Annotated in this window: 21 protein-coding genes; 10 read left to right on the forward strand and 11 right to left on the reverse strand. The window is 57.8% G+C overall.

The annotated features are described in order from the left end of the window. Window positions 1-23: 23 nt before the first annotated feature. Window positions 24-731 (reverse strand): GNAT family N-acetyltransferase, encoded by a 708-nt coding sequence (locus tag ACN28Q_RS00930; protein WP_095844611.1) that lies wholly within the window; start codon window positions 729-731, stop codon window positions 24-26. Between the two features lie 242 nt (window positions 732-973). On the opposite strand from ACN28Q_RS00930, the gene ACN28Q_RS00935 reads away from it, so the two are divergent. Continuing rightward, a complete protein-coding gene (locus tag ACN28Q_RS00935) occupies window positions 974-1,738 on the forward strand; it encodes a GntR family transcriptional regulator (protein WP_095844612.1) in 765 nt (254 codons plus the stop codon). Here ACN28Q_RS00935 and ACN28Q_RS00940 read toward each other — a convergent pair. From ACN28Q_RS00940 to ACN28Q_RS00950, 3 genes are read right to left on the reverse strand one after another with little or no spacing between them, the layout of a single operon-like run. After that, on the reverse strand, window positions 1,725-2,696 hold the full coding sequence (locus ACN28Q_RS00940) for a PfkB family carbohydrate kinase (protein ID WP_095844613.1): 972 nt from the start codon (window positions 2,694-2,696) through the stop codon (window positions 1,725-1,727). The two genes, ACN28Q_RS00935 and ACN28Q_RS00940, sit on opposite strands and share 14 nt — an antisense overlap. Then, a complete protein-coding gene (locus ACN28Q_RS00945) occupies window positions 2,693-3,712 on the reverse strand; it encodes an ADP-ribosylglycohydrolase family protein (protein ID WP_095844614.1) in 1,020 nt (339 codons plus the stop codon). The genes ACN28Q_RS00940 and ACN28Q_RS00945 overlap by 4 nt, the downstream gene beginning before the upstream one ends. A 46-nt stretch (window positions 3,713-3,758) precedes the next feature. Beyond that, window positions 3,759-5,009 (reverse strand): nucleoside permease, encoded by a 1,251-nt coding sequence (locus ACN28Q_RS00950; protein WP_095844615.1) that lies wholly within the window; start codon window positions 5,007-5,009, stop codon window positions 3,759-3,761. A 422-nt stretch (window positions 5,010-5,431) separates the two neighbouring features. Between ACN28Q_RS00950 and phoP the strand changes: the two genes are divergently transcribed. The 3 genes from phoP (at window position 5,432) to ACN28Q_RS00965 (ending at window position 8,836) form a co-directional block, all read left to right on the forward strand. Next, complete coding sequence (gene phoP / locus ACN28Q_RS00955) at window positions 5,432-6,103, forward strand: two-component system response regulator PhoP (protein WP_095844616.1); 672 nt, start codon at window positions 5,432-5,434, stop codon at window positions 6,101-6,103. A 5-nt stretch (window positions 6,104-6,108) separates the two neighbouring features. Then, complete coding sequence (gene phoQ / locus ACN28Q_RS00960; RefSeq protein WP_095844617.1) at window positions 6,109-7,566, forward strand: two-component system sensor histidine kinase PhoQ; 1,458 nt, start codon at window positions 6,109-6,111, stop codon at window positions 7,564-7,566. Window positions 7,567-7,714: 148 nt separating this feature from the next. After that, window positions 7,715-8,836 (forward strand): ribosomal protein uL16 3-hydroxylase, encoded by a 1,122-nt coding sequence (locus ACN28Q_RS00965; protein WP_095844618.1) that lies wholly within the window; start codon window positions 7,715-7,717, stop codon window positions 8,834-8,836. 54 nt (window positions 8,837-8,890) lie between these two features. Here the strand turns inward: ACN28Q_RS00965 and ACN28Q_RS00970 are convergent, their stop codons facing one another. Together ACN28Q_RS00970 and pepT are read right to left on the reverse strand one after the other, a co-directional pair. Further along, window positions 8,891-9,976 carry a malate/lactate/ureidoglycolate dehydrogenase gene (locus ACN28Q_RS00970; protein WP_095844619.1) on the reverse strand — a complete coding sequence of 362 codons (1,086 nt, stop codon included), beginning with the start codon at window positions 9,974-9,976 and terminating at the stop codon, window positions 8,891-8,893. A 118-nt stretch (window positions 9,977-10,094) separates the two neighbouring features. Further along, window positions 10,095-11,327, reverse strand: coding sequence for a peptidase T (pepT, locus tag ACN28Q_RS00975; protein ID WP_095844620.1), 1,233 nt, complete (start codon window positions 11,325-11,327; stop codon window positions 10,095-10,097). Between the two features lie 171 nt (window positions 11,328-11,498). Between pepT and ACN28Q_RS00980 the strand changes: the two genes are divergently transcribed. From ACN28Q_RS00980 to potD, 5 genes are all read left to right on the forward strand, one after another. Continuing rightward, complete coding sequence (locus ACN28Q_RS00980) at window positions 11,499-11,672, forward strand: hypothetical protein (protein ID WP_165906994.1); 174 nt, start codon at window positions 11,499-11,501, stop codon at window positions 11,670-11,672. Window positions 11,673-11,680: 8 nt separating this feature from the next. Further along, complete coding sequence (gene potA, locus ACN28Q_RS00985) at window positions 11,681-12,796, forward strand: spermidine/putrescine ABC transporter ATP-binding protein PotA (protein WP_095844621.1); 1,116 nt, start codon at window positions 11,681-11,683, stop codon at window positions 12,794-12,796. Further along, a complete protein-coding gene (gene potB, locus ACN28Q_RS00990) occupies window positions 12,780-13,640 on the forward strand; it encodes a spermidine/putrescine ABC transporter permease PotB (protein WP_095844622.1) in 861 nt (286 codons plus the stop codon). The genes potA and potB overlap by 17 nt, the downstream gene beginning before the upstream one ends. Then, window positions 13,637-14,419 carry a spermidine/putrescine ABC transporter permease PotC gene (gene potC, locus ACN28Q_RS00995; RefSeq protein ID WP_095844623.1) on the forward strand — a complete coding sequence of 261 codons (783 nt, stop codon included), beginning with the start codon at window positions 13,637-13,639 and terminating at the stop codon, window positions 14,417-14,419. Before potB ends, potC begins: the two co-directional genes overlap by 4 nt. Before the next feature lie 223 nt (window positions 14,420-14,642). Further along, window positions 14,643-15,689: a spermidine/putrescine ABC transporter substrate-binding protein PotD gene (gene potD / locus ACN28Q_RS01000; RefSeq protein ID WP_095844624.1), complete on the forward strand. Its 1,047-nt coding sequence runs from the start codon at window positions 14,643-14,645 to the stop codon at window positions 15,687-15,689. 61 nt (window positions 15,690-15,750) lie between these two features. On the opposite strand, the gene cobB is transcribed toward potD, so the two are convergent. The 5 genes from cobB to lolC all read right to left on the reverse strand — a co-directional run bounded on the left by cobB (window position 15,751) and on the right by lolC (window position 20,764). Further along, complete coding sequence (gene cobB / locus ACN28Q_RS01005; RefSeq protein ID WP_095844625.1) at window positions 15,751-16,587, reverse strand: Sir2 family NAD+-dependent deacetylase; 837 nt, start codon at window positions 16,585-16,587, stop codon at window positions 15,751-15,753. 9 nt (window positions 16,588-16,596) lie between these two features. Next, window positions 16,597-17,517 (reverse strand): N-acetylglucosamine kinase, encoded by a 921-nt coding sequence (gene nagK, locus ACN28Q_RS01010; protein ID WP_095844626.1) that lies wholly within the window; start codon window positions 17,515-17,517, stop codon window positions 16,597-16,599. A gap of 100 nt (window positions 17,518-17,617) precedes the next feature. Next, a complete protein-coding gene (lolE, locus tag ACN28Q_RS01015; RefSeq protein WP_183096695.1) occupies window positions 17,618-18,856 on the reverse strand; it encodes a lipoprotein-releasing ABC transporter permease subunit LolE in 1,239 nt (412 codons plus the stop codon). Between the two features lie 8 nt (window positions 18,857-18,864). After that, window positions 18,865-19,569: a lipoprotein-releasing ABC transporter ATP-binding protein LolD gene (gene lolD, locus ACN28Q_RS01020; RefSeq protein ID WP_095844628.1), complete on the reverse strand. Its 705-nt coding sequence runs from the start codon at window positions 19,567-19,569 to the stop codon at window positions 18,865-18,867. Then, window positions 19,562-20,764: a lipoprotein-releasing ABC transporter permease subunit LolC gene (gene lolC / locus ACN28Q_RS01025; RefSeq protein WP_095844629.1), complete on the reverse strand. Its 1,203-nt coding sequence runs from the start codon at window positions 20,762-20,764 to the stop codon at window positions 19,562-19,564. The genes lolD and lolC overlap by 8 nt, the downstream gene beginning before the upstream one ends. A 577-nt stretch (window positions 20,765-21,341) precedes the next feature. On the opposite strand from lolC, the gene mfd reads away from it, so the two are divergent. Beyond that, window positions 21,342-24,827, forward strand: coding sequence for a transcription-repair coupling factor (mfd, locus tag ACN28Q_RS01030; protein WP_095844630.1), 3,486 nt, complete (start codon window positions 21,342-21,344; stop codon window positions 24,825-24,827). Window positions 24,828-24,882: the final 55 nt, after the last annotated feature.

A 24,882-nucleotide genomic window follows, 5' to 3' on the forward strand; every position in this document is an offset into this window, starting at 1 on the left:
CGGCTTTTTTATTGGCCGCATACTTACGCTACATGCATAAACGCCTGTAGCCGCTGCCGTTGCTGCCCATCTGCGGTAAAGTTTTCAGCAGCCAGCCAGTGGGTGAACGCCGTTTTAATGGCCGGCCAGCGATCGGCGGTTATCGCAAACCAATCGGTATCGCGGCTGCGCCCCTTAACGACCACGGCCTGGCGGAACCGGCCTTCAAACAGGAAGCCAAAGCGCAACGCCGCCTGGCGTGAAGGCGCGTTCAGGCTATCGCATTTCCATTCGCAACGTCGGTAACCCAGTTCATCAAAGGCGTACCGCAGCATCATAAAGATGGCTTCGGTGGCGCTGGTTTGCCGCTTCATCAGGGGTGACCAGCACACGTGGCCGATCTCCAGCACGCCGTTGCCCTGATCAATACGCATAAAGGCCACCGACCCCACCGGCCGCTGCGCCTGCGTATCCACCACCACCAGGTTGACCAAGCCAGGATTGTTGAGCATGTTTTGCAAGTGCTGCAACAGCGCCGGGGCATTTTCCGGCCGTTCGGTCGGCAAATAGGTCCAGTCCCGCCCGTCGGGTATTTGCGCATACGCCTGGTACAGCGCCTCATAGTCGCGTTCCGGCTCCAGCGGCTCCAGCCGGCAAGACTGTCCCGCCAAGGTTTTTCCCACCGGCCGCTGCGCCCCCTGCCAGCCTGCCAGCGGTTCGCCCACGGGCTGACCATATTGATTGATCGCCATACATCCTCCGTTAAGGCAGCCAAACGCCGCTTATCGTTAGAGAATACGCCACGACAGCGGGAGAGAAAACCAGCCAATCCGCCGAGCCGGGAAGCCCCATTTTATTGCACCCACATTGGGGTATAACTATCCAACAAGCATTTAGCATCCACCAACGGCGGTGACGCAACACAGTTGCACGCCCAGACGGCTCACCTTAAAGTAAGGATTATCGCTTTGAGACAACAGGATTTCGGGCAGCCATGAGCATCGATACCAACCAGCAACTGTTGGACAAACTGCAGCAGGATCTGGCCAACGCAGGTGCCACGCCGCTATACCTGCGTTTTAACGAGTCCGTGCGCCAGGCCATTGCGCAGGGCGTGCTAAGCTCAGGGGATTTTCTGCCCAGCGAACGCCACTTCACCGAACAGCTTGGTATTTCGCGTATCACGGTGCGAAAAGCGCTGGCCTGCCTGGAACAGGATGGCATCATTGGCCGCACCCGCGGCTACGGCACCGTTATCCAGCCCCGCCCGCCAGAACCGAAGCTGGCCTATTCGCTGGCCGATGCCAAAGGCTTCTCACGGGAAGTGATGCTGCAGGGGCGCAAACCCGATACGGTGTGGATCAGCCGCGAACAGATCCCTGCCGATGAGATATTGGCCGAAAAACTCGCCCTGGCGGAAAACGCTCTGGTGTACAAACTCAAGCGTATTCACTTCATTGATCAGCGCCCAATGTCTGTCGCTATTTCCTATGTGGTGGCGGAAGCTATCGGCAACGTTGAAGAGATCGGCGTTTCGCTGTATGACTATTTCCGCTTGCACAATATGGAGCTAGGCAGCCTACGCAGCCAGGTCAGCGCCGCGATGGCCGATGAGGAAACCCAGTTGGCGCTGCAGTTACAAGAGCCGATACCGCTGTTGATCATCAAGCAGACACTGTTCGATCGCCAGAAAAAACCGATTGAATACAGCGAAAGCTACTGCCGCAGCGACATGTACGAATTTATCAGCGAAGACTGATCCCTTCGCTTGCCAACATCTGTGCCAGCGTGGGCGCGTTGCTGCCACCGGGCTGCGCCACGACATAGCCGGCGACGCTGTTGGCAAGCAGTATCGCCTGGCGCGTGGTTAGCCCTAGCGCCAGCCCGGCCAACACGCCTGCGCAGTGGCTGTCGCCGGCGCCAATGCTGTCCGCCACCTTCACTTTGCAAGCCGCAACCCAGCCGTGATCATCATCTTGCGCGTAGTAATAGCAGCCTTCGCTACCGCAGCGTACGATGACCGGTTGCCGTGTGATCTGCCACTGTTGGCGGCTGAATGCAGCAAGATCATGTTGCAGCCCCAGATGCTGCGCTTCGCGCTGGTTGATCGTAAGAATTACGCCGGGGCGGATCAACCGCTGCAGCAACGCGGGCTCCATCACATCAATACGCGGGCCAAGATCCAGTACGATCCTCACCTGCGGCGGCAGGCCCAGCATCCAATCCACCAGCACCGCGCCCTGTTTCCCGCTAAGCTGATAGCCGGAAAGGTACAGTAGCCCTTCAACCGTGGCCGGCAACCACGCCAGGCGCCACTGGTTCTCAACGCCATCGATGGAGATAAAGGTGCGTTCACCGTCAGGCTCTACCAATGCCATGCACCAACCGTTGTCCTGCCCGCCAACCTCCAGAGCGGAATGTACGCCGCGCTGCGCCATTTCCACTCTCAGCCGCTCTGCCCAAGGGCCTTGACCCAGCGGGAGCAGATTATGGCTGGCGATCCCTAGTCGTTTAAGCGCAACGGCGATATTGAGCGCACAGCCGCCAAGATGATACCCCTGTAGTTGAACGGCTAAATCCCCGCCGCGCACCGGCAACGCATTGGCCTTGACCACCATATCCAACACGGCTGCTCCCACAACCATTACCGGATTCTGCTGGCGCCATGCTCCTTGGCCCAGGCGGTATAGCAAATCATACCGTTCGTCATTGCTCATTCGCCCTCCTGCCAATCCTGGCGGAAACGCAGGAACGCCTGCGCATAGGCGTTGATATCAACCGGGTTAACGCGCTTGAGTTCCGCCAACAGTTGCTGGTCAAACGCATCAACGCCATTCAATGCGCCGCAGATGGCGGTGGCCATTGCGCCGATAGTATCGGTATCACCGCCCAGATTGGCGCAAAGGATCGCACATTGGTTAGGATTGGTTTGTGCCAGTTCCACCATAGCCAACGCCGCAGGAACGGACTCGATGGTGCTGACGCCGGCACCCACCAGTTGGTATATCCGCTCAGATGCCTGCTCAGTGCCTGCCGCTTGATCGACCACCTGAAACGCCAGTTCGATACGCGCGGCAAGGGATGGGCTGAAGGTCGTTACCCGGCGGCGCTGGGCATAGTCCGCCACGCCCGGCAATGCCAGGCGGATCTCCGCCCAGTTTGCGCCTTCGATCGCCCGGGATATCGCCCAGGCAATGGCGACGGCCCCAGCCACGGCAATATCGGATTTATGCGTAGGGCTGGAAGCCAGCCAGACCTGCTGGTAAAAGCGCTCCAGCGGCGCAGCGGGCAATACGCACCCCAACGGTGAAATGCGCATAGCCGCGCCGTTGGTCACACCGTTGTTTTCCAGCGCGCCTATCGGTGTACCTTGCTTTTGCTCCCGCAGCGCCTGTTTCGAGCTCGGGCCAAGAATGTTCTTGTTGAACGCATCAAAGCCGTCGACCCAGCAGAGTACGTTGTGTGCAATCCGTTCCGGTATCACTTTGCCTTCGGCTTCCACCAACGCATCGGCCAGCGCCAGCGCCATCGCGGTGTCATCAGTATAGTGCGCCGCAGTGAAATAACAGGCCGCGTTATTTTCAGCCGGCCCATCAAGAAACCGATCAATCCAGCCAAAATGGCGCTTAACCCTTTCACGCGGCCACAGTTCCGAGGGCATGCCTAACGCATCGCCCAGCATTTGCCCATAAAGTGCGCCCACCACGCGTTGACGCTGGGTTAATTGCTTCATGTATTGCTCCTGAAAATAATTTATTACCGGGCACCCGGCCTGGCGGTTAATTCTGCGACATCGCTATCGGCGTGATGGTATGGCTGCGTTCGCGGAAGAACAGCAGGAATAGCAACATCACCGCCACAACCATGGCGGCGCCCATACCCCATACCGCAAACCAGTCAAAGGTCATACCGTCACGCGGCTGCGCTAAGGCAAAGGTTGTCATTGCACGCCCACCGAGCCAATTGCCGATAAAGCTGCCCAATCCCTGGCAGATCAGCGTGATCAACCCTTGCGCAGCGGTGCGCATATGCGCCGGCGCTTTTTTATCGACATAGATGTAACCGGTCACAAAATAGAAATCGTAGCTGACCCCATGCAACAAAATGCCGAGGAACAGCATGCTATAACCCCAAACATCGGCAGTGCCGCCGTAGATAAAGAAAATGTAGCGGATAGCGGCGGTAATGAACCCCAGCATCAACACCTTTTTGATGCCATAGCGCTTAAGCAATAACGGCAACGCCAGCATGGCGAAAATTTCCGAGACCTGGCCAAGCGTCATCCAGCCTGTGGCATCCGGCAGGCCAACCTGCGTCAGGTAGCCGTTGGCAAACTGGTAATAAAAAGCCAGCGGCATGCAGAACAGGAAAGAGCACAACGCAAAGGTGGCAAACGAGCGATCCTTCAACAGCCCAATAGCGTTCAGGCCCAACAGTGCTTTGATATCCACGGCCCCACTGCCTTTTGCCGGCGTGTCCGGCAGGATAAAGCTGTATAGGCCAAGGCAAATGGCAGCGACGCCGGTAATGATCAACGGCAGGTTAGTATCGGAAATATTCCCCATGCCAAGCAGCGGCGGCAACATAAAGCCAATCACCAAGCCAGAAGCAATCCAGCCCAGCGTTCCCAGCACACGAACGCGTGGGAACTCTTTTTCAGTATCCTCAATATTGGCGAACGCGATGCTGTTGGTCAGCGCCACAGTAGGCATATAGGTAATGGCATAAACCACAAGCAAGGGGAAAAACACCGCAAACTCACTCTGCCAGGCAATGATAAACATCAGTACCCCGCCGGCCAGGTGTAACCAGCCCAGTATCTTTTGCGCGGCAAAATAGCGATCGGCGATAACCCCAACCAACACCGGTGACAGGATAGCCGCAATCGCCGTACTGCTGTAGGCCCAGGCGATTTCACCCGGGGTAAAACCCAGTTTATTCAGGTATTGCCATAAAGGGACAAACCACGCCCCCCAGATAAACCACTCAATAAACATCATGACAGACAGCTTCAGATGAGGACGTTTCATTGTTATATCCTTGCTGACTTTAAGACCCGCCCGACTTTAGCAGCCAGGCGGGCGGTGGAAGACCCTGGTGTTGGCATCAATATGACACCTATAGAATACCTTAATAATACCTTTGTGATTTTACTACGATCCTGGTCACATTTTATTCATCACATAGCCGTTTAACGTTGTTTTAAGCAGAGCGCGGCATTGTTGACCCGTGGTTTATCCGCCGTTGCTGATAATGGTTAGGTATCCGATAACAATAGCGTTGTTTTTCAGCCGCCAATCCGTGGCGGCTTGCCTCCGGGGAAGGTAATACCTACCATAACGGCAAACTTATATGATAATTGACGACGGTTTATTATTCCCCTGGCGCCAAACGCGTTACCTTTAAAGGCGAGAGACAGGTGTTCCGCCCGCATATTTCACAGGAGAGCCCCATGCGAGTATTGGTAGTCGAAGATAATGGTTTGCTACGGCATCACCTTTCAGTACAAATGCGTGATATGGGGCACCAGGTGGATGCCGCCGAAGACGCCAAGGAAGCGGATTATTTCTTGCAAGAGCACGCGCCGGATATTGCCATTGTCGATTTGGGGCTGCCGGGCGAAGACGGCCTAAGCTTGATTCGCCGCTGGCGCGCCCACCAGATGAAGCTGCCGATTCTGGTGCTCACCGCGCGCGAAAGCTGGCAGGATAAGGTGGCCGTGCTGGAAGCCGGGGCCGACGACTATGTCACCAAACCCTTCCACCTGGAAGAGGTGATCGCGCGCATGCAGGCGCTGATGCGCCGCAATAGCGGCCTGGCTTCACAAGTCATCGTGATGCCGCCGTTCCAGATCGATCTCTCACGCCGTGAACTGAGCGTTAACGAAGAACAAATCAAACTGACGGCGTTCGAATACACCATTATTGAAACGCTGATCCGCAACGCCGGCAAAGTGGTCAGCAAAGATTCGCTCATGCTGCAGCTCTACCCGGATGCGGAATTGCGCGAAAGCCATACCATTGATGTTCTCATGGGGCGTCTGCGCAAAAAATTGCAGGCCGTTCATCCACAGGAAGTGATTACCACGGTGCGTGGTCAGGGCTACCGATTCGACACTAAGTGAGTCTCATGTTCTATAAGGATAAAAAACCATTTTCGCTGCGCGCCCGCTTTTTGATGGCCACGGCGGGGGTCATTCTGGCGCTCTCCTTGTCTTACGGCATGGTCGCCGTGGTGGGGTATATCGTCAGTTTCGACAAAAACGCCTTCCGCCTGCTGCGCAGTGAAAGCAACCTGTATTTCAGCCTGGCGCAATGGAACAGCGGCCGCCTGACCATCGCCATTCCGCCGGGGCTCGATCTCAACGTGCCAACGCTGGTGTTTATCTATGACGAGCAAGGCCAGTTGTTGTGGAGCCAGCGCAAAATGCCGGAACTGGAGCCGCTGATTCAAAAAGAGTGGCTGAAGGAATCCGGTTTTTACGAGATCGACACCAACGTGCGTATCAGTAGCGAAGTGCTGGGGGATAACCCCAAAGCGCGCGCGCAGTTGAAAGGCTACGACGATACCGATCAGGACGCGCTTACCCACTCGGTGGCGGTGAACAAGTACGCCGCTACCGCCAGCCTGCCGGCGCTGACCATTGTGGTGGTTGATTCCATCCCGCAGGAACTGCAACGCTCCGATGTAGTGTGGGATTGGTTTAGCTATGTGCTGCTGGCCAACCTGCTGCTGGTGGTGCCGCTGCTCTGGTTGGCGGCCCACTGGAGCCTGCGGCCAATCAAAATGCTGATCAAACAGGTCGGAGAATTGGAAGAAGGCGCGCGCGAGCACCTGGACGAAAACCCACCCAGCGAGCTGCGCGGGCTGGTACGCAACCTGAACATTCTGGTGAACAACGAGCGCCAGCGTTATACCAAGTACCGCACGACGTTATCCGATTTGAGCCACAGCCTGAAAACGCCGTTGGCGGTGCTGCAAACCACCCTGCGCTCACTGCGCGCCGGCAAAGAAACCACCATCGAATCCGCCGAGCCGATCATGCTCGAGCAGATCAGCCGTATTTCGCAGCAGATCGGTTATTACCTGCACCGCGCCAGCATCAACTCCGGGCAAACGGTGCTGACGCGCGAGATCCACTCCGTGCCGGCGCTGCTTGATAGCCTGGTGGTGGCGCTAAACAAAGTTTATCAGCGCAAAGGCGTGGTGCTGACGTTGGATATCTCGCCGGAAGTGACGTTCGTCGGCGAGAAAAACGACTTTATGGAAGTGATGGGCAATATTCTGGAGAACGCCTGCAAATATTGCCTGGAGTTTGTCGAGATCACCTCGCTGCACTCGGAGAAAGATCTGACCATCGTCATTGACGATGACGGCCCCGGGATCCCGGAGAGCAAACGTGAGCTTATTTTTCAACGCGGGCGCCGCGTCGATACCATGCGCCCCGGCCAGGGGCTGGGGCTATCGGTCGCGGCAGAAATCATTGAACAGTACGACGGCCAAATCACCATCAGCGACAGCCCGTTAGGCGGCGCGCGCATGCAGGTCACCTTCTCCCGCCAGCATGAGCCGCACCACCATGAGTAAATGTGTCGCCCTGGCCTGAATGCAGCGGCCAGCGGCGCCATCGGGCGATGGCCCAGGGATCGCCGAGTAACAAGGCTAACGCACATACAACGTGGCGTTTGATAGGTATAATCGCCATCAGGCTCACTCCTCTATCCTGGAATAGAACATGGACTATCAACTCGAACTGGACTGGAACGACTTTCTGCAACGCTACTGGCAAAAGCGCCCGGTGATTATCAAACAAGGCTTCAAGAATTTTATCGATCCCATCACCCCGGATGAGCTGGCCGGGCTGGCGATGGAAAACGAAGTGGATAGCCGCTTGGTCAGCCACCAGGATAGCCGCTGGCAGGTCGCGCATGGCCCCTTCGAAAGCTACGATCATCTTGGGGAGAACGATTGGTCACTGCTGGTACAGGCCGTCGATCACTGGCATGAGCCTTCCAGCGCGCTGATGCGCCCGTTCCGCACATTGCCGGACTGGCGGATTGACGATCTGATGATCTCATACTCCGTACCGGGCGGCGGCGTCGGCCCGCATCTCGATCAGTACGATGTTTTCATCATTCAGGGCGCCGGGCGCCGCCGCTGGCGCGTTGGCGAAAAAACGCAGCTGAAACAGCACTGCCCACACCCGGATCTGCTGCAGGTGGAGCCCTTCGACGCCATCATTGATGAAGAGATGGTGCCGGGCGATATTCTGTATATTCCACCGGGCTTCCCGCATGAAGGCTATGCCCTGGAAAGTGCGCTCAATTATTCCGTCGGCTTCCGGGCGCCGAATGGCCGTGAACTGGTGAGCGGTTTTGCCGACTACGTGCTGGCGCACGAACTGGGCAGCCGGCGCTATGGCGATCCGGACATTGCCCTGCGCGATAGCCCAGCCAGCGTGTTGCCGCAGGAAGTGGACGCCCTGCGCAAGATGATGCTGGAACTGGTTGAACAACCGGAACAATTCCAGCACTGGTTTGGCGAGTTTATTTCGCAATCACGCCATGAACTGGATGTAGCGCAGCCAGAGCCGCCTTACCAGGCCGGGGAAATTTACGATCTGCTGCAACAGGGGGAATCGCTGCAACGGCTGGGGGGCTTGCGCGTGCTGCGCGTCGGCGACCGCTGCTTCGTTAACGGCGAGTTGATAGACACCCCGCACCTGCAGGCAGCGGATGCCCTGTGCCAGCACTACAGTGTGGATGCCGCCATGCTGGGGGCGGCGCTGGACGATCCGTCGTTCCTCGCCCTGCTTAGCGCGCTGGTCAACAGCGGCTACTGGTTCTTTAACGATTAATCCTCCCTCCCCCGGCGCTGTCTACGGCCGGGGGCAAGGCACCCACTGCGGGCATTAAGCGTGCGCCAACGCCTGATAGCGCGCTATCTCTGCCTCCGGCACGCCAGCCTTATGCGCTGCTTCGCAGATTTGCTGCCAGGTATTGGCATCCACCGGGATGCCCTTCTCACGCCGCTCCGCGCGGTTGGCCTCTTCCCACTCGCCCGGCACCTGTATCGGCGCCTCACCGCTTTGCGGCGATTCTTTCACCCAGGCAAGAAACGCTTCCGCCTCTTGCTGCATCTGTGGCGCGGCAAAGGCTTGCGGATTGAGGATCATGGTGGTCATGCAGTTAAAGATGGCATCGTTGCTGGTCTGCAGCGTTTCATCGTGGGTGGTCTGGCCGCCGGACAACGCCCCGCCGAGAATTTCACACAGCGTCGCCAGCGCATAGCCCTTGTGGAAACCAAACGGCAGCAGCGAACCATAGGGCTGTTCGTGCATCACTTTCGGCTCGACGGTGGGTTGCCCCTCGGCATCAATCAGGTAGCCGGGCGCCACGCGCTGGCCCTTGTTGTATGCCACGCGGGTTTTGCCAAAGGCGATACCGCTGGTGGCAAAGTCCAGCAACAGCGGCTTTTTGCCTGGCCGGGGGAAAATCACACAAAATGGGTTGGTGCCGAAACGCCGATCGCTGCCGCCAAACGGCGCCACCATCGGATCGCCCACCACGTTGACAAAATGGATGGAGATCAAACCAGCGCGGCCGCACTGTTCGGCCCAGTGGCCGATACGGCCGATATGATGGGAATTGTTCAACGCCACCGCCGCCAAGCCTAATTGCTGCGCGCGCTCAATGCCTTTTTCCATCGCCTGGTAGGCCGCAACCTGCCCAAAGGCCTTGCCGCCGTCGATGGTCAACACCGCCCCGGCGTCGCGCACCACGTTGATCTGGCCATTGAGCTGCAAATGCCCCTGCGCCAGCGACGACATATAGGTTGGGATCATCCCGACGCCGTGGGAATCATGGCCGGCAAGGTTGGCCTGGATCAGATGCTCTGCCACCAGCTCCGCTTCACGGGGCGTGCTGCCCGCGTGCCGCCAGAGTGTTTGCACAAATGCATTAAGATGTTCGCTGTCGATACGATACTCGGTACTCATACTGCCAGTTCCTTGTGCGTAAAAAAGGTACTGACACACTAAGCATAAACACCGGCTGCTGCAAGCAGCTGCGCGGCCATCGCCGGCGTTATTCGCCAATGCGATAAAAAGCCCGCGCTTATTTTTTTACCCGCTCCGCCGCCAGCGAAGCGATACGCATAATCACCGCTACCGCCTGCTCCATCCCTTCCAGCGTGACGAACTCATGTTTGCTGTGATAATTGTAGCCACCGGTAAACAGGTTCGGGCACGGCAGGCCGCGGAACGAAAGCTGTGCGCCATCCGTCCCGCCGCGAATCGGGTTCATGATGGGCTCAATACCGCAATCGCGCATCGCCTGCTGCGCCAGCGCGATCACATGCGGGTGTTCGGCCACCTGCTCGCGCATGTTGTAGTAACTGTCTTCGATGGTCACTTCAATATAGCAATCACGCGGCAACCCCTTGCCGACCTGCTGCGCCGCGTCAATCATCCGCCGCTTGCGCGCCTCAAAGCCATCACGCTCGAAATCACGCAGGATATAGTGCATTTCGGCACGCTCGACGTTGCCCTTGATGCCATGCAGGTGGTAGAAGCCCTGATAGCCTTCAGTGTTTTCCGGCGTTTCATCGGCTGGCAACGCCTGATGGATACGGGTGGCCAACGCCAGCGCGTTCACCATCACCCCTTTGGCGCTGCCGGGATGCACGTTGTTGCCGACGATTTTCACCGTTACTGAAGCCGCGTTAAAGTTTTCGCACTCCAGTTCCCCCATCCCGCCGCCGTCCACGGTGTAGGCCCAGACGGCATCAAACGCCGCAACGTCAAAAAAGCGAGCGCCCTTGCCCACTTCTTCATCCGGCGTGAAGGCCACGCGAATATCCCCGTGCGGAATTTTTCGCTGTTTTAACCGCACCATCGCCGTGAGGATTTCGGCAATCCCGGCTTTATCGTCCGCCCCGAGCAGCGTTTTCCCGTCGGTGGTGATCAGCGTTTGGCCCAGCAGTTGATGCAGGATCGGGAACATGACCGGCGACAGCACCTCATCGCCAATGCCCAACGCAATATCGCCGCCGCGATAATTTTCCACCACCTGCGCATTGACGTTTTTCCCGGTAAAGTCCGGTGACGTATCCAGGTGGGAAATAAAACCAATGGCCGGAACCGGCCAGGCGACATTGCCCGGCAACGTACCCATGACGCAGCCATGCTCACTCAACGATACCTGTTCAAACCCCAACTCAATCATTTCCTGTTGCAACGCGCGCGCCAGCTTCATCTGCCCATCGGTGCTGGGCACATGTTTGACATTCGCTTTCGATTGCGTATCGAATGAGATGTAGTTAAAAAAGCGATCTAGTAGTTTTTCCATGGTTCCGCCCTCAATATGCCGCGTTTCATTATGCGGAACCGATCCTGATCAAATATTGAGACAGGTCATTATTAACCAGAATTAATTGAAATCATTAATCATCTTGATGGGTAATTATCCGGCAATCACATAAAACGGACACATTTCACATATAAAATAATGAAAAACCGGATGAACGGCTGGGATCAGCTTTCAATTAATGCGCTCAACGTCTATCATGCGCGCTCTAAAATTTCGATCGGCGCCACTGGTTTTGAGCGGCAAGGGTTGGTACGCTCACCCTACAAGCTCACGCAGTCTTTTCCAGTAGCGGTTCTATCTGCATTAGCCTACGGGATAGAGTGACACCCTAAATGACTGAGAAACCCTCTCTGACTTCTCTCGTTGAACTGCATGCTATAAGCAAAGGGTTCGACGGCAAGGAGATCATCTCCGATCTCAACCTCACCATTAACGACGGCGAATTCCTGACCATTCTCGGGCCTTCCGGCTGCGGTAAAACCACCGTTTTGCGCCTGATCGCCGGGCTGGAAGACCTTGATCACGGGAAGATTATGCTGGAAGGCCTGGATATTACCGATATCCCCGCCGAGCAGCGCCACGTGAATACCGTATTCCAGAGCTATGCCCTGTTCCCGCACATGAGCGTATTCGACAACGTGGCCTTTGGCCTGCGGATGCAGAAAACCCCGGCCGCGGAGATCGCCCCGCGGGTGGAAGAGGCGCTGCACATGGTGCAACTGGCCGAATTTGCCCAGCGCCGCCCAAGCCACCTGTCTGGTGGCCAGCAGCAGCGCGTTGCCATCGCCCGTGCGGTGGTGAACAAGCCCAAGGTGCTGCTACTGGACGAATCGCTGTCCGCACTGGATTACAAGCTGCGCAAACAGATGCAAAACGAACTGAAGGCACTGCAGCGCAAGCTGGGCATTACCTTTGTGTTCGTCACCCACGATCAGGAAGAAGCGCTGACCATGTCGGATCGCATCGTGGTGATGCGCGACGGCCGCATTGAGCAAGACGGCAGCCCGCGTGAAATCTACGAAGAACCGAAAAACCTGTTCGTCGCCAGCTTTATCGGCGAAATCAACATCTTTGACGCCACGGTATTGCAACGCATCGACGAGCAGCGAGTGCGCGCCAACGTGGAAGGCCGCGAGTGCGACATCTATGTCAACCTGCCGGTAGAACCAGGCCAACAGTTGAAAGTGCTGCTGCGCCCGGAAGATCTGCGCGTGGAAGAGATCAACGACAGCGAGCATGTCGACGGCCTGATCGGTTACGTGCGCGAGCGCAACTACAAAGGCATGACGCTGGAATCGGTGGTCGAACTGGAAAACGGTAAGATGGTGATGGTCAGCGAGTTCTTCAACGAAGACGATCCGGACGTTGACCATTCGCTGGATCAGAAGATGGCGGTCACCTGGGTTGAAAGCTGGGAGGTGGTGCTGGCCGATGAAGAAATCGCGTAAGCTGTTACAGAATGTGGTGATCACCGGCGTAGTGGCCTGGCTGCTGCTGTTCGTGTTCTTGCCGAACCTGATGATTATCGGCACCAGCTTTCTGACCCGCGACGACGCCAATCTGGTTCAGATGGTGTTCACGCTGGACAACTACACCCGGCTGTTTGATCCGCTGTATGCCGAGGTGATGCTGCATTCGCTGAACATGGCCGTCATCGCCACGCTGTGCTGCCTGATCATCGGCTACCCGTTCGCCTTTATCCTGGCGCGCCTGCCGGAGAAAGTACGGCCGCTGCTGCTGTTCCTGCTGATCGTGCCTTTCTGGACCAATTCACTGATCCGCATCTACGGCCTGAAACTGTTCCTGAGCACCCGCGGCTATTTAAACGACTTCCTGCTGGGGTTAGGCATCATTGATAAGCCGCTGCGGATTATGTACACCTCTGAAGCGGTGATCCTGGGGCTTATCTATATTCTGCTGCCGTTTATGGTTATGCCGCTCTATTCCAGCATCGAGAAGCTGGATAAATCCTGCCTGGAAGCCGCACGCGATCTGGGCGCCAACAAGCTGCAAACCTTTATCCGCATTATCGTGCCGCTGACCATGCCGGGCATTATCGCCGGTTGTCTGCTGGTGTTGCTGCCGGCTATGGGCCTGTTCTATGTGGCGGATCTGATGGGCGGCGCCAAAAACCTGCTGATCGGCAACATTATCAAGAGCCAGTTCCTTAACATCCGCGACTGGCCGTTTGGGGCCGCAACCAGCATCACGCTGACGCTGGTTATGGGGTTACTGCTGCTGGTGTATTATCGCGCGGCTAAACTGCTGAACAAGAAGGTGGAACTGGAATGATCGGGCGCCTGCTACGCGGTGGCTTTATGACCATCATTTATGCTTATTTGTATATCCCGATCGTGATCCTGATCGTCAACTCGTTCAACGCGTCACGCTTCGGCATTACTTGGCAAGGGTTTACCACCAGTTGGTACAGCACGCTGATGAACAACGACAGTTTGCTGCAGGCTGCCGGCCATTCGCTGACCATGGCGGTGCTTTCCGCCAGCTTCGCCACGCTGATTGGCTCGCTAACTGCGGTGGCGCTTTACCGCTACCGTTTCCGCGGCAAACCGTTCGTCAGCGGCATGCTGTTTGTGGTGATGATGTCGCCGGATATCGTGATGGCGATTTCCCTGCTGGTGCTGTTCATGCTGCTGGGCATTTCGCTGGGCTTCTGGTCGCTGCTGTTCTCGCACATCACTTTTTGCCTGCCGTTTGTGGTGGTCACCGTGTATTCACGGCTGAAGGGCTTCGACGTGAAAATGCTGGAAGCCGCACGCGATCTTGGCGCGGGCGAGTTCACCATCCTGCGGAAAATCATTCTGCCGCTGGCGATGCCGGCCGTGGCGGCCGGCTGGTTATTGAGCTTCACCCTGTCGATGGACGACGTGGTTGTTTCGTCGTTCGTCACCGGGCCAAGCTACGAAATCCTGCCGTTGAAGATCTATTCTATGGTGAAGGTCGGCGTCTCGCCGGAGGTGAACGCACTGGCGACCATCCTGCTGATACTGTCGCTGGCGCTGGTGTTGGCCAGCCAGTTAATCATGCGCGATCGCACCGCCAGGGCGGCCTGAACCGCAAAGGCGCAGCGATTATCGCTGCGCCTGTTTCTTTGCCACACCACCATTTCCTCCCCCTGCACATCTTGTTGGTTTATCTGCTAAGCATCGGCCTCAACCGGCTTTACCCTCTACGGCGCGCCACCTATAATGGCCGCTCTCTGGGGTGTAGCACACCGCTTCACAGCGAAATGCCGCACCGTAATACGCGCACCATAACTGCTGAAGGAAACGCTGCATGAAAAAGTGGTCACATCTGCTCGCAGCCGGGATGATGGCACTGAGCATTTGCTCTGCAAATGCCGCTGATGACGGCAAAACCCTCTATTTCTACAACTGGACGGAGTACGTACCGCCGGGCCTGCTTGACCAGTTCACCAAAGAAACGGGTATCAAGGTGATCTATTCCACCTATGAATCCAACGAAAGCATGTATGCCAAGCTGAAAACGTATAAAGACGGCGCGTATGATCTGGTGGTGCCATCCACCTATTTTATCGCCAAAATGCGCAATGAAGGCATGCTGCAAAAGATCGACAAGAGCAAACTAAGCCACTTCAAGGATTTGGATCCCAACCTGCTTAACAAGCCATTCGATCCGAATAACGATTACTCCATCCCGTATATCTGGGGTGCCACCGCTATCGGCATCAATAGCGATGCCATCGATCCGAAAACCGTCACCGGTTGGGCCGATTTTTGGAAACCGGAATATAAACACAGCCTGCTGCTGACTGACGATGCGCGCGAAGTCTTCCAGATTGCGCTGCGCAAGCTCGGCTATTCCGGCAACACCGCCAACCCGCAAGAGATTGAAGCCGCCTATAACGAGCTGCAAAAGCTGATGCCCAACGTCGTGGCGTTCAACTCCGATAACCCGGGCAACCCGTTTATGGAAGGGGAAGTCAACCTCGGCATGATTTGGAACGGCTCCGCGTACGTTGCGCGCCAGGCCGGCACGCCGCTAGAGGTGGTTTGGCCGAAGGAAGGCGGGATCTTCTGGATGGACAGCCTGGCCATCCCGGCCAATGCCAAAAACGTGGAAGGCGCGCTGAAGCTGATTGATTTCCTGCTGCGCCCGGAAATTGCCGTGCAGGTAGCCAAAACCATCGGTTACCCCACGCCGAACCTGACCGCACGCAAGCTGTTGCCGAAAGAGATTGCCGACGATCCGTCGCTGTACCCGGATGAAGCAACCATCAAAAACGGCGAATGGCAGAACGACGTCGGCAGCGCCAGCACGCTGTATGAAACCTACTTCCAGAAGCTGAAAGCCGGGCGTTAAGCGCACCGTTTCCCTCTCTGCGGGGAAGGGGGCATTTCCCCCTTCCCCGGCATCGCACCGCTTAGGGTATGTCTGCCCGCTCGATTTTACCCACCAGGAATTTATGCACGAACTTCGGCACCACTTCGCTGGCCGGGCCGTAGTGTTTCTCTTCAAACTGGCTTTCAACCTGGCTGGGCTCCAGGTTCAATTCCATGGTATAAGCCCCGCCGAGGCGCGCCTCATGCACAAAGCCGGCCGCCGGATACACATGGCCGGAGGTGCCGATGGCAATGAAAAAGTCGGCCTTCGCCAGCGCGTGATAAATATCGTCCATCCGTAACGGCATTTCGCCAAACCAAACGATATGCGGCCGCAGCGGCGCCGGGAATTGGCAGCAGTGGCAGCGATCGTCCACGCTAAGATCGCCCGGCCAGTCAAACACCTGGCCGGAACGGGTACAGCGCACCTTCAACAGTTCACCATGCATATGCACAACGCGGCGGCTACCCGCACGCTCATGCAGATTGTCGATATTCTGGGTTACCAGCAGGAAGTTATCCCCCAGCCACTCTTCCAGATCCGCCAGCGCACGGTGAGCGGCATTAGGCGCAATGCCCGGCTCCTGTAGCTGGCGGCGACGGGCATTGTAAAATGCCTGCACCAGCGAGGGATTGCGCTGATAGCCTTCCGGCGTGGCGACATCTTCTACCCGGTGCTCTTCCCACAACCCATCGGCGGCGCGGAAGGTGCGAATACCGGATTCAGCAGAGATCCCGGCGCCGGTCAGCACCACCACAAACGGCTTTTTCAGCTCCGCCGCCGCCATGGTGTCTCGGTGAAAAATACGCGATCGCTCGCGTTGGTGCAGCATGTGTTTGCTTTTACGGAATCGGCACAGCCGATGGCGAATGCGCATAACCTCTCCTTATCTAATTCTATCCACTACATTGAGGAATGCAGCCCCACGGACACCGCCGGCGTCGCCATACCGCGCTTTTTCAATGCGGGGTAGTTTGGCTACGCGCAGCAAATGCGCCGGTAGGCGTTGTGGCAACGCCTGATAAATGGTTGAAAAATTCGACAGCCCACCGCCGATCACCACCAGGTGCGGGTCAATAATCGTCAGCAGGTTGCCCAGGCACACCGCCAGCACGTCCAGAAAGCGCTCGACATGCGCCACCGCCTGCGGCTCGCCGGCCTGATAATGCGCGATGATCTGCGTGGCCGGCAGCGCCTGCTGGTAAAAATGCGCATACAGCCACTCAAACCCACGTCCGGAAATATAATTTTCGATGCAGCCTCGCTGCCCGCAGCCACAGGCAACCAGAGGAATATTACGGCCCAGCACCGCCAGTGCGTCTACCGGCAGACGAAAGTGGCCAAATTCGCCGGTGACGAAATTGCGCCCGGAAACCACCTTCCCGTCCACCACCAGCCCGCCGCCCACGCCGGTGCCAAGGATAATGCCGAGCACCATCGGATAGCGGCGAAATTCTTCATCCCAGGCTTCGGACAGTGCAAAACAGTTCGCGTCGTTGTCGATGCGCACTTCGCGGTCGATCCGCGCGGCCAGATCGCGCGGCAGCGCCTGGCCCATGGCCGCAGGTACATTGGCAGTAAACAGGGTGCCGTCATCAGCATTGGGCAAACCGGGGATACCGATGCCCACCATGCCCTGCTCGCCGCAAAAGGCATCGGCCTCAAAGGTTAGATCGCACAGGGTCGTCAACAGTTGCTGATAATCGTCACGCGGCGTCGGCACCCGCTTCTGCCACACGCGCTGCAAGTTGGCATCAAAGACCCCCAGTTCAATCTTGGTGCCGCCCATATCGAAACCGTAGTACATAACCTTACCCCAGGCCAGATCCCCCAGCGCCGGTGAGCGAAGGCCGCCAACGGACGAGGGAATAAAAATGGGGCCGCATTGCTGAAGCCCCGTTTTAGCATTACTGCCCGCTTAACACGCGCGCCGGATCGATCCGGCTGGCTCGCCTGGCCGGGTACCAACTGGCCAGCAGGCTCAGCACGATGGAGGTCGCCAACACACTGGCAACGTCCAGCCCGTGCAGCTCGGAAGGCAGGAAGTCGATAAAATAGATATCACCGGACAGGAATGCATGCCCGATCATCTTTTCTATCGCCTTAATGATATTCGTCAGTTGCAGTGAGGCAATGATGCCAACCACCACACCGCTGAGGCTGCCTACCAGCCCGGCCAGCAAACCGTACCAGATAAAAATAGCGCGAATAAAGCCGTCTTTCGCCCCCAGCGTACGCAACACCGCAATGTCGCTGCTTTTATCCTTCACCGCCATCACCAGGGTGGAGACGATATTGAAGCAGGCGACGCCGATCACCAACACCATCGCCAGATACATAATGGCGCGGATCATCTGGATATCGCGGTACATATAGCCATAGGTGCCAATCCAGCTTTTGATATACACATAGGCATTGGTCACCTCGCCCGCATCGCGCACCAACTTATTGGCGGCAAACACGTCGTTGACCTTAATGGCGATGCCGCTGACATCGTCACCCATCGCCAGATACTGCTGTGCATCGACCAGCGGCACCATCGCCAGGCTATGATCCAGTTGCCCGCTCAGTTGCAGAATACCGGTAACATGCAAACGGATGCGTTTTGGCTGCAACAGCTTCATCTGCGGATCGCTGTTGGGGATCATCACCGTCACGTAGGCGCCTTGCTTAACGCCCAAGGCATCGGCAACGCCTTTCCCCAGGATCACCTGCTGCTCGCCGCTTTTAAAATGGCTCCAGGCATCGCCCTGCACATACTTCGGCAACGCGCTCAGGCGGCTTTCCTGCTGTGGGTCAACGCCTTTTACCTGCACAGCCCGCAGTTGGGCGCCGTTTTCCAACAGGCCGGTAAAGTTGATGTAAGGCGCCGCGGCGGCAATGCCCGGCACGTTTTCCACCCGCTGCAGCACCTGCTGCCAGCCGGCGAACGGCGGTTTAACCGGCATGATTTCGCCGTGGGGCACCACCGCCAGCACACGGTTGTTCAACTCGCGCTCAAAGCCGTTCATGGCGCTCAACCCGACGATCAGCACCGCCACGCCCAACGCAATGCCAACGGTGGAAATCACTGAAATCAGCGAAACCATACCGCCGCGCCGACGGCCGCGGCTAAAGCGCAGCGCGGCCAGCAGTGAAAGGGGCAAACCGGCCATTACTCAGCCCCCAGCAGGGTCAGTTGCGCTTGCAGATGGCCGTCGCGCATTTCCAACTGTCGACTAAGGCGTTTCGCCAACTGCAGATCGTGCGTCACCACCAGGAAGGCGGTGCCCTGGCGAACATTAAGTTCGCCAAGCAGATCAAAAATGCTGTCGGCGGTGCGCTGGTCAAGGTTACCGGTGGGCTCATCCGCCAGCACCAGCGCAGGGTTATTGACCAACGCCCTGGCGATAGCCACACGCTGGCGTTCGCCGCCGGAAAGCTCCGAAGGGCGGTGCGCGCTGCGTTTATCCAGCCCGACGGCCGCCAGCATCTCCTGCGCTTTTTCCTGCGCCTGCGCCGGCTTCATGCCGCCAATCAGCAACGGCATGGCGGTGTTTTCCAGCGCGGTGAAATCGGGCAGCAAATGGTGGAACTGATAGATAAAGCCCAGATCGCGGTTGCGCAGCTCGGCCTTGGCGGCGGAAGAGAGTTTGTTCAGCACCTGCCCTTTAAAAATCACCTCGCCGGAGGTGGGCGAATCCAGCCCGCCCAGCAGGTGCAGCAGCGTACTTTTACCGGAACCCGAGCTGCCGACAATCGCCATCATCTCACCCGGCTGCATGGCAAAACTGACGTTGCGCAGCACAGAAGTTTGCAGATTGCCTTCCTGATAGGTCTTGCTCAGGTTGTCACACTGCAGCAAAAGATGGTCACTCATAACGTAAAGCCTCAGCGGGTTGTACGGCGGCAGCGCGCCATGAAGGGTAAAGCGTAGACAGCAAGGATATCGCCATCGCCGATACGGCGATGACGGCCACCTGCAGCGGGTTCACCGCCACCGGCAGCGACGCGCCGTCAACCAGGATGCCGAGCACCGGTATCAGCGTATTCAGGTTACAGGCCAATAGCACGCCAAGCGCCGTACCAAGCAGCGAGCCGATAATCCCGGCGCTGGCCCCCTGGGTCATGAACACCGCCATGATTTGGCGCCGCGTCAGCCCCAGGGTTTGCAAAATGGCGACCTCGCCCTGTTTTTCCATCACCAGCAGGCCAAGCGACGTAATAATATTGAAGGCGGCCACGGCCACGATCAGGCTCAGCAGCAGCCCCATCATGTTTTTTTCCATGCTCACCGCCTGGAACAACTCGCCTTTACGCTCGCGCCAGTCTTGCCACTTCGCGCCCTGCGGCAACGTTTGCTGGCTCAGGACATCGACAGACAACGGCTGTTGCAGGAACAGACGCCAGCCGGTAATACTGCCGGCCGGGTAACGCATCAGGCGCGATGCGTCCTGTTGGTTGACCAGCAGTTGATAGCCGTCCACTTCGCTGTTGGCGTGGAAGGTGCCAACCACGGTGAACAGCCGCTGGCTCGGTATACGCCCCATCGGGGTAAACTGGCTGGCGCTCGGCACCATCAGGCGCAGCTGTTCACCGCGTTTGATACCCAGTTGATCGGCCAACTGTTCGCCAATGATGATATTGTACTGGCCGGGCTGCAGCTGTTGCTGCTTCACGTTGACCAGATAGGGCGTGAGCGGATCCGGTTCGTCCGGGTTGATGCCCAACATCACGCCCACCGCCACGCTATGGGCGCTTTGCAGCACCACATCGCCGGTGGTCAACGGCGCAATGCGGGTGACGCCCTGCAAATTTTGCAGGCTGGCGGCGGGGAACCGTTGCGGATCGATCGCCCCCTGCGGGCTGGTGATTAACGCCTGCGGCATCAGGCCCAGAATATTGCTTTCCAGATCCTTTTCGAAACCGTTCATCACCGACAGCACGGTGACTAACGCCATCACACCCAGCGTAATGCCGATGGTGGACAGCCAGGAGACAAACCGCCCAAAGCGGTCTGAGGCTCGCCCACGCATGTAGCGCAGGCCAATGAATAACGCGACTGGTTGATACATGAAATCCGTTTTGTTGCCGTAGCTTAAGCAAAGTGACTAAGGATAATAAAGGCTGCGCCTGCTTTAGGGAACCACTCAGCCGGTTTTATTCTTTCCGGGTGCGTCTCACCTTTACAGATTGTAAACCAGCGCGTGGCGACATGCTGGATAATCGCCGCGCCCTACCCGCCCCCCATGATTAAATTGATTAAATAATGCCCGCAAGGTGCAGCCAATGGCGTTTTGCCTATGTCAGTTTATTAGCCAGTGGGCTAGTATAGCCACAGTTAACGCCCCTGAATCCATGCCGGGCAAACCGGGTTTTGTGGTTTTCACCGTTATGCACCGCGGTGAGAACCGAATCACTGTGACCATATATACCCAAAATAATTCGAGTTGCAGGAAGGCGGCAACGCAGCGAATCCCCAGGAGCTTACTGGAGTAAGTGACTGGGGTGAGCGACAAATCTGCCAGGAGCAGATTTGAACGCTGTTAGCAGCGGCCCCGAAGGGGCGAGGCCCAGGGACGGGCCGAGTAACCAAGCCAACACACCTGCAGCTTGAAGAATGAAGGGTATAAATTGATTAAAGAAAACTGAATGAGCACTTCTGACAATCACAGCCGTTCCCAATCCTCCTCATCCCGTTATTCCCTGCCAGAACGCGCGGGCGATGTGCGCCAATTGGGGCAACTGACGGGGGCGGCCTGCGCGGTGGAATGCGCCGAGATCGTCGAGCGCCATAACGGGCCGGTGTTGCTGATCGCCCCGGATATGCAAAATGCCCTGCGGCTGCGCGATGAGATCCAGCAGTTCACCGATCAGTTGGTGACCACCTTGCCGGACTGGGAAACGCTGCCTTATGACAGCTTCTCCCCGCACCAGGAAATTATCTCCGCGCGCCTCTCCAGCCTGTATCACTTGCCAACCATGGCGCGCGGCGTGATCATTTTGCCGGTGAACACGCTGATGCAGCGCGTCTGCCCGCATGAATTCCTGCATGGCCATGCGCTGGTGATGAAAAAGGGCCAGCGCCTGTCACGCGATAAACTGCGGGCGCAGTTGGAACAGGCCGGCTACCGCAGCGTTGATCAGGTGATGGAGCACGGTGAGTTCGCCACCCGCGGCGCCCTGCTCGATCTCTACCCAATGGGCAGCGAAGAACCTTACCGCATCGATTTCTTCGACGACGAGATCGACAGCCTGCGCATTTTCGACGTCGACAGCCAACGCACACTCAGTGAAGTCGAGGCGATCAACCTGCTGCCGGCGCATGAGTTCCCGACCGATAAAAACGCCATTGAGCTGTTCCGTAGCCAATGGCGCGAACAGTTTGAAGTGCGGCGCGACGCCGAACACATTTACCAGCAGGTCAGCAAAGGCACCTGGCCGGCCGGCATTGAATACTGGCAACCGCTGTTTTTCAGCCAGGAATTGCCTTCCCTGTTTAGCTATCTGCCGGCCAACACGCTGCTGGTGAACACCGGCAATCTGCAAAGCGCCGCCGATCGCTTCTGGCTGGATGTCAAAAGCCGCTATGAAAGCCGCCGGGTTGATCCCATGCGCCCGCTGTTGCCGCCGGAAAGCCTGTGGCTGCGCGTGGATGCCCTGTTTGCCGAATTAAAAGCCTGGCCGCGCATGGAGCTGAAAACCGACACCCTGCCCGCCAGGGCCGGCAATACCAACCTGGATTACCGGCCGCTGCCGGATCTGGCGGTGCAGGCGCAACAGAAATCACCGCTGGACAACCTGCGCCGCTTTATCGAAAGCTTTGACGGCAGCGTTATTTTCTCGGTGGAAAGCGAAGGACGGCGTGAAACGCTACAGGACATGCTCGGCCGCATCAAGCTGGCGCCAAGCCTGCTCACCCGGCTCGATCAGGCAGAAGCGCCAGGGCGTTATATGATGATTGGCGCCGCCGAACACGGCTTCCTGGACGGCATCCGCAACCGGGCGCTGATCTGCGAAAGCAATCTGCTGGGCGAACGCGTTAGCCGGCGGCGGCAGGATAACCGCCGCACCATCAATACCGACATACTGATCCGCAACCTGGCGGAGTTGCACTCCGGCCAGCCGGTGGTGCACCTGGAGCACGGCGTGGGCCGCTACGTGGGCCTCACCACGCTGGAAGCCGGCGGCATCAAAGCCGAATACCTGATCCTCGCCTATGCCGGCGACGACAAGCTGTATGTGCCGGTATCTTCGCTGCACCTGATTAGTCGCTATGCCGGCGGCGCAGACGAAAATGCCCCGCTGCATAAGCTGGGCGGCGATGCCTGGTCACGCGCGCGCCAGAAAGCGGCAGAGAAAGTGCGTGACGTGGCCGCCGAGCTGCTGGACATCTACGCGCTGCGCGCCGCCAAGAGTGGCTATGCCTTCAAGCACAACCGCGAACAGTATCAACTGTTCTGCCAAAGCTTCCCGTTTGAAACCACGCCGGATCAGCAGCAGGCGATCAACGCGGTGCTAAGTGATATGTGCCAGCCGCTGGCGATGGATCGCCTGGTGTGCGGCGACGTCGGCTTCGGCAAAACCGAAGTGGCGATGCGCGCCGCCTTTCTGGCGGTGGAAAACGGCAAGCAAGTGGCGGTGCTGGTGCCCACCACCCTGCTGGCGCAGCAGCACTTTGACAATTTCCGCGATCGCTTCGCCACCTGGCCGATCCGCATTGAAATGATGTCACGCTTTCGCAGCGCCAAAGAGCAGCAACAGGTGTTGGACAGCGCGGCCGAAGGCAAGGTGGATATCATTATCGGCACCCACAAACTGCTGCAAAGCGATCTGCGCTGGAAAGACCTTGGCCTGCTGATCGTTGATGAAGAGCACCGTTTTGGCGTTCGCCACAAAGAGCGCATCAAGGCCATGCGCGCCGATGTCGATATCCTGACGCTGACCGCCACCCCCATTCCGCGCACCTTGAATATGGCGATGAGCGGCATGCGTGATTTGTCGATTATCGCCACCCCACCGGCACGCCGGCTGGCGGTGAAAACCTTTGTCCGTGAGTACGATAACCTGCTGGTGCGTGAATCCATCCTGCGTGAGGTGCTGCGCGGCGGGCAGGTTTACTACTTGTACAATGACGTTGAAAATATCGAAAAGGCGGCACAGCGCCTGGCGGAGCTGGTGCCGGAAGCGCGCGTCGCCATTGGCCACGGCCAGATGCGCGAACGCGATCTGGAGCGGGTGATGAATGATTTTCACCACCAGCGCTTCAACGTGTTGGTTTGCACCACCATTATTGAAACCGGCATCGATATCCCCAGCGCCAATACCATTATCATCGAGCGGGCCGATCGCTTCGGCCTGGCGCAACTGCACCAGCTGCGCGGCCGCGTTGGGCGCTCGCACCACCAGGCCTATGCCTACCTGCTAACGCCGAACCCGAAAGCGATGAGCGCCGATGCCCACAAGCGGCTGGAAGCCATCGCGTCGCTGGAGGATTTGGGCGCCGGCTTTGCGCTGGCCACGCACGATCTGGAAATTCGCGGCGCCGGTGAACTGCTGGGCGAGGATCAAAGCGGCCAGATGACGACCATCGGTTTCTCGTTGTATATGGATCTGTTGGAAAGCGCGGTTGATGCGCTGAAACACGGCCGTGAACCTTCGCTTGAGGATCTCACCAGCAGCCAGGCCGAAGTGGAAATGCGCATGCCGGCGCTGCTGCCGGACGACTTTATCCCGGACGTCAGCACCCGCCTTTCATTCTATAAACGCATTGCCAGCGCCAAAAACCAGGATGAGCTGGAAGAACTGAAGGTGGAATTAATCGATCGCTTCGGCGTGCTGCCGGATGCGGCGCGCAATCTGCTGCACAGCGCGGCGCTGCGCCAGCAGGCGTTAACGCTGGGCATCAAGCGGATTGAAGGCAACGAACGCGGCGGCTTTATTGAATTCGGCGAGAAAAACCGGGTGGATCCGGCCTATTTGATCGGCCTGTTGCAAAGCAAACCACAGGTCTACCGGCTCGATGGCCCCGCCAAACTGAAATTCATGCTGGATCTCAGCGACCGGGCAAAACGGATGAAGTTTGTTAGCGAACTACTGGCCGCGTTCCACGCGCATACCTTAGCGCTGGCCAGCTAGCTGCCGTTGGCAGCCTGGAACGACAACGGGCATGGGTTTTACCCCATGCCCGTTG

Origin of the sequence: Gibbsiella quercinecans (assembly GCF_002291425.1) — a bacterium.
GTDB classification, from domain to species: domain Bacteria; phylum Pseudomonadota; class Gammaproteobacteria; order Enterobacterales; family Enterobacteriaceae; genus Gibbsiella; species Gibbsiella quercinecans.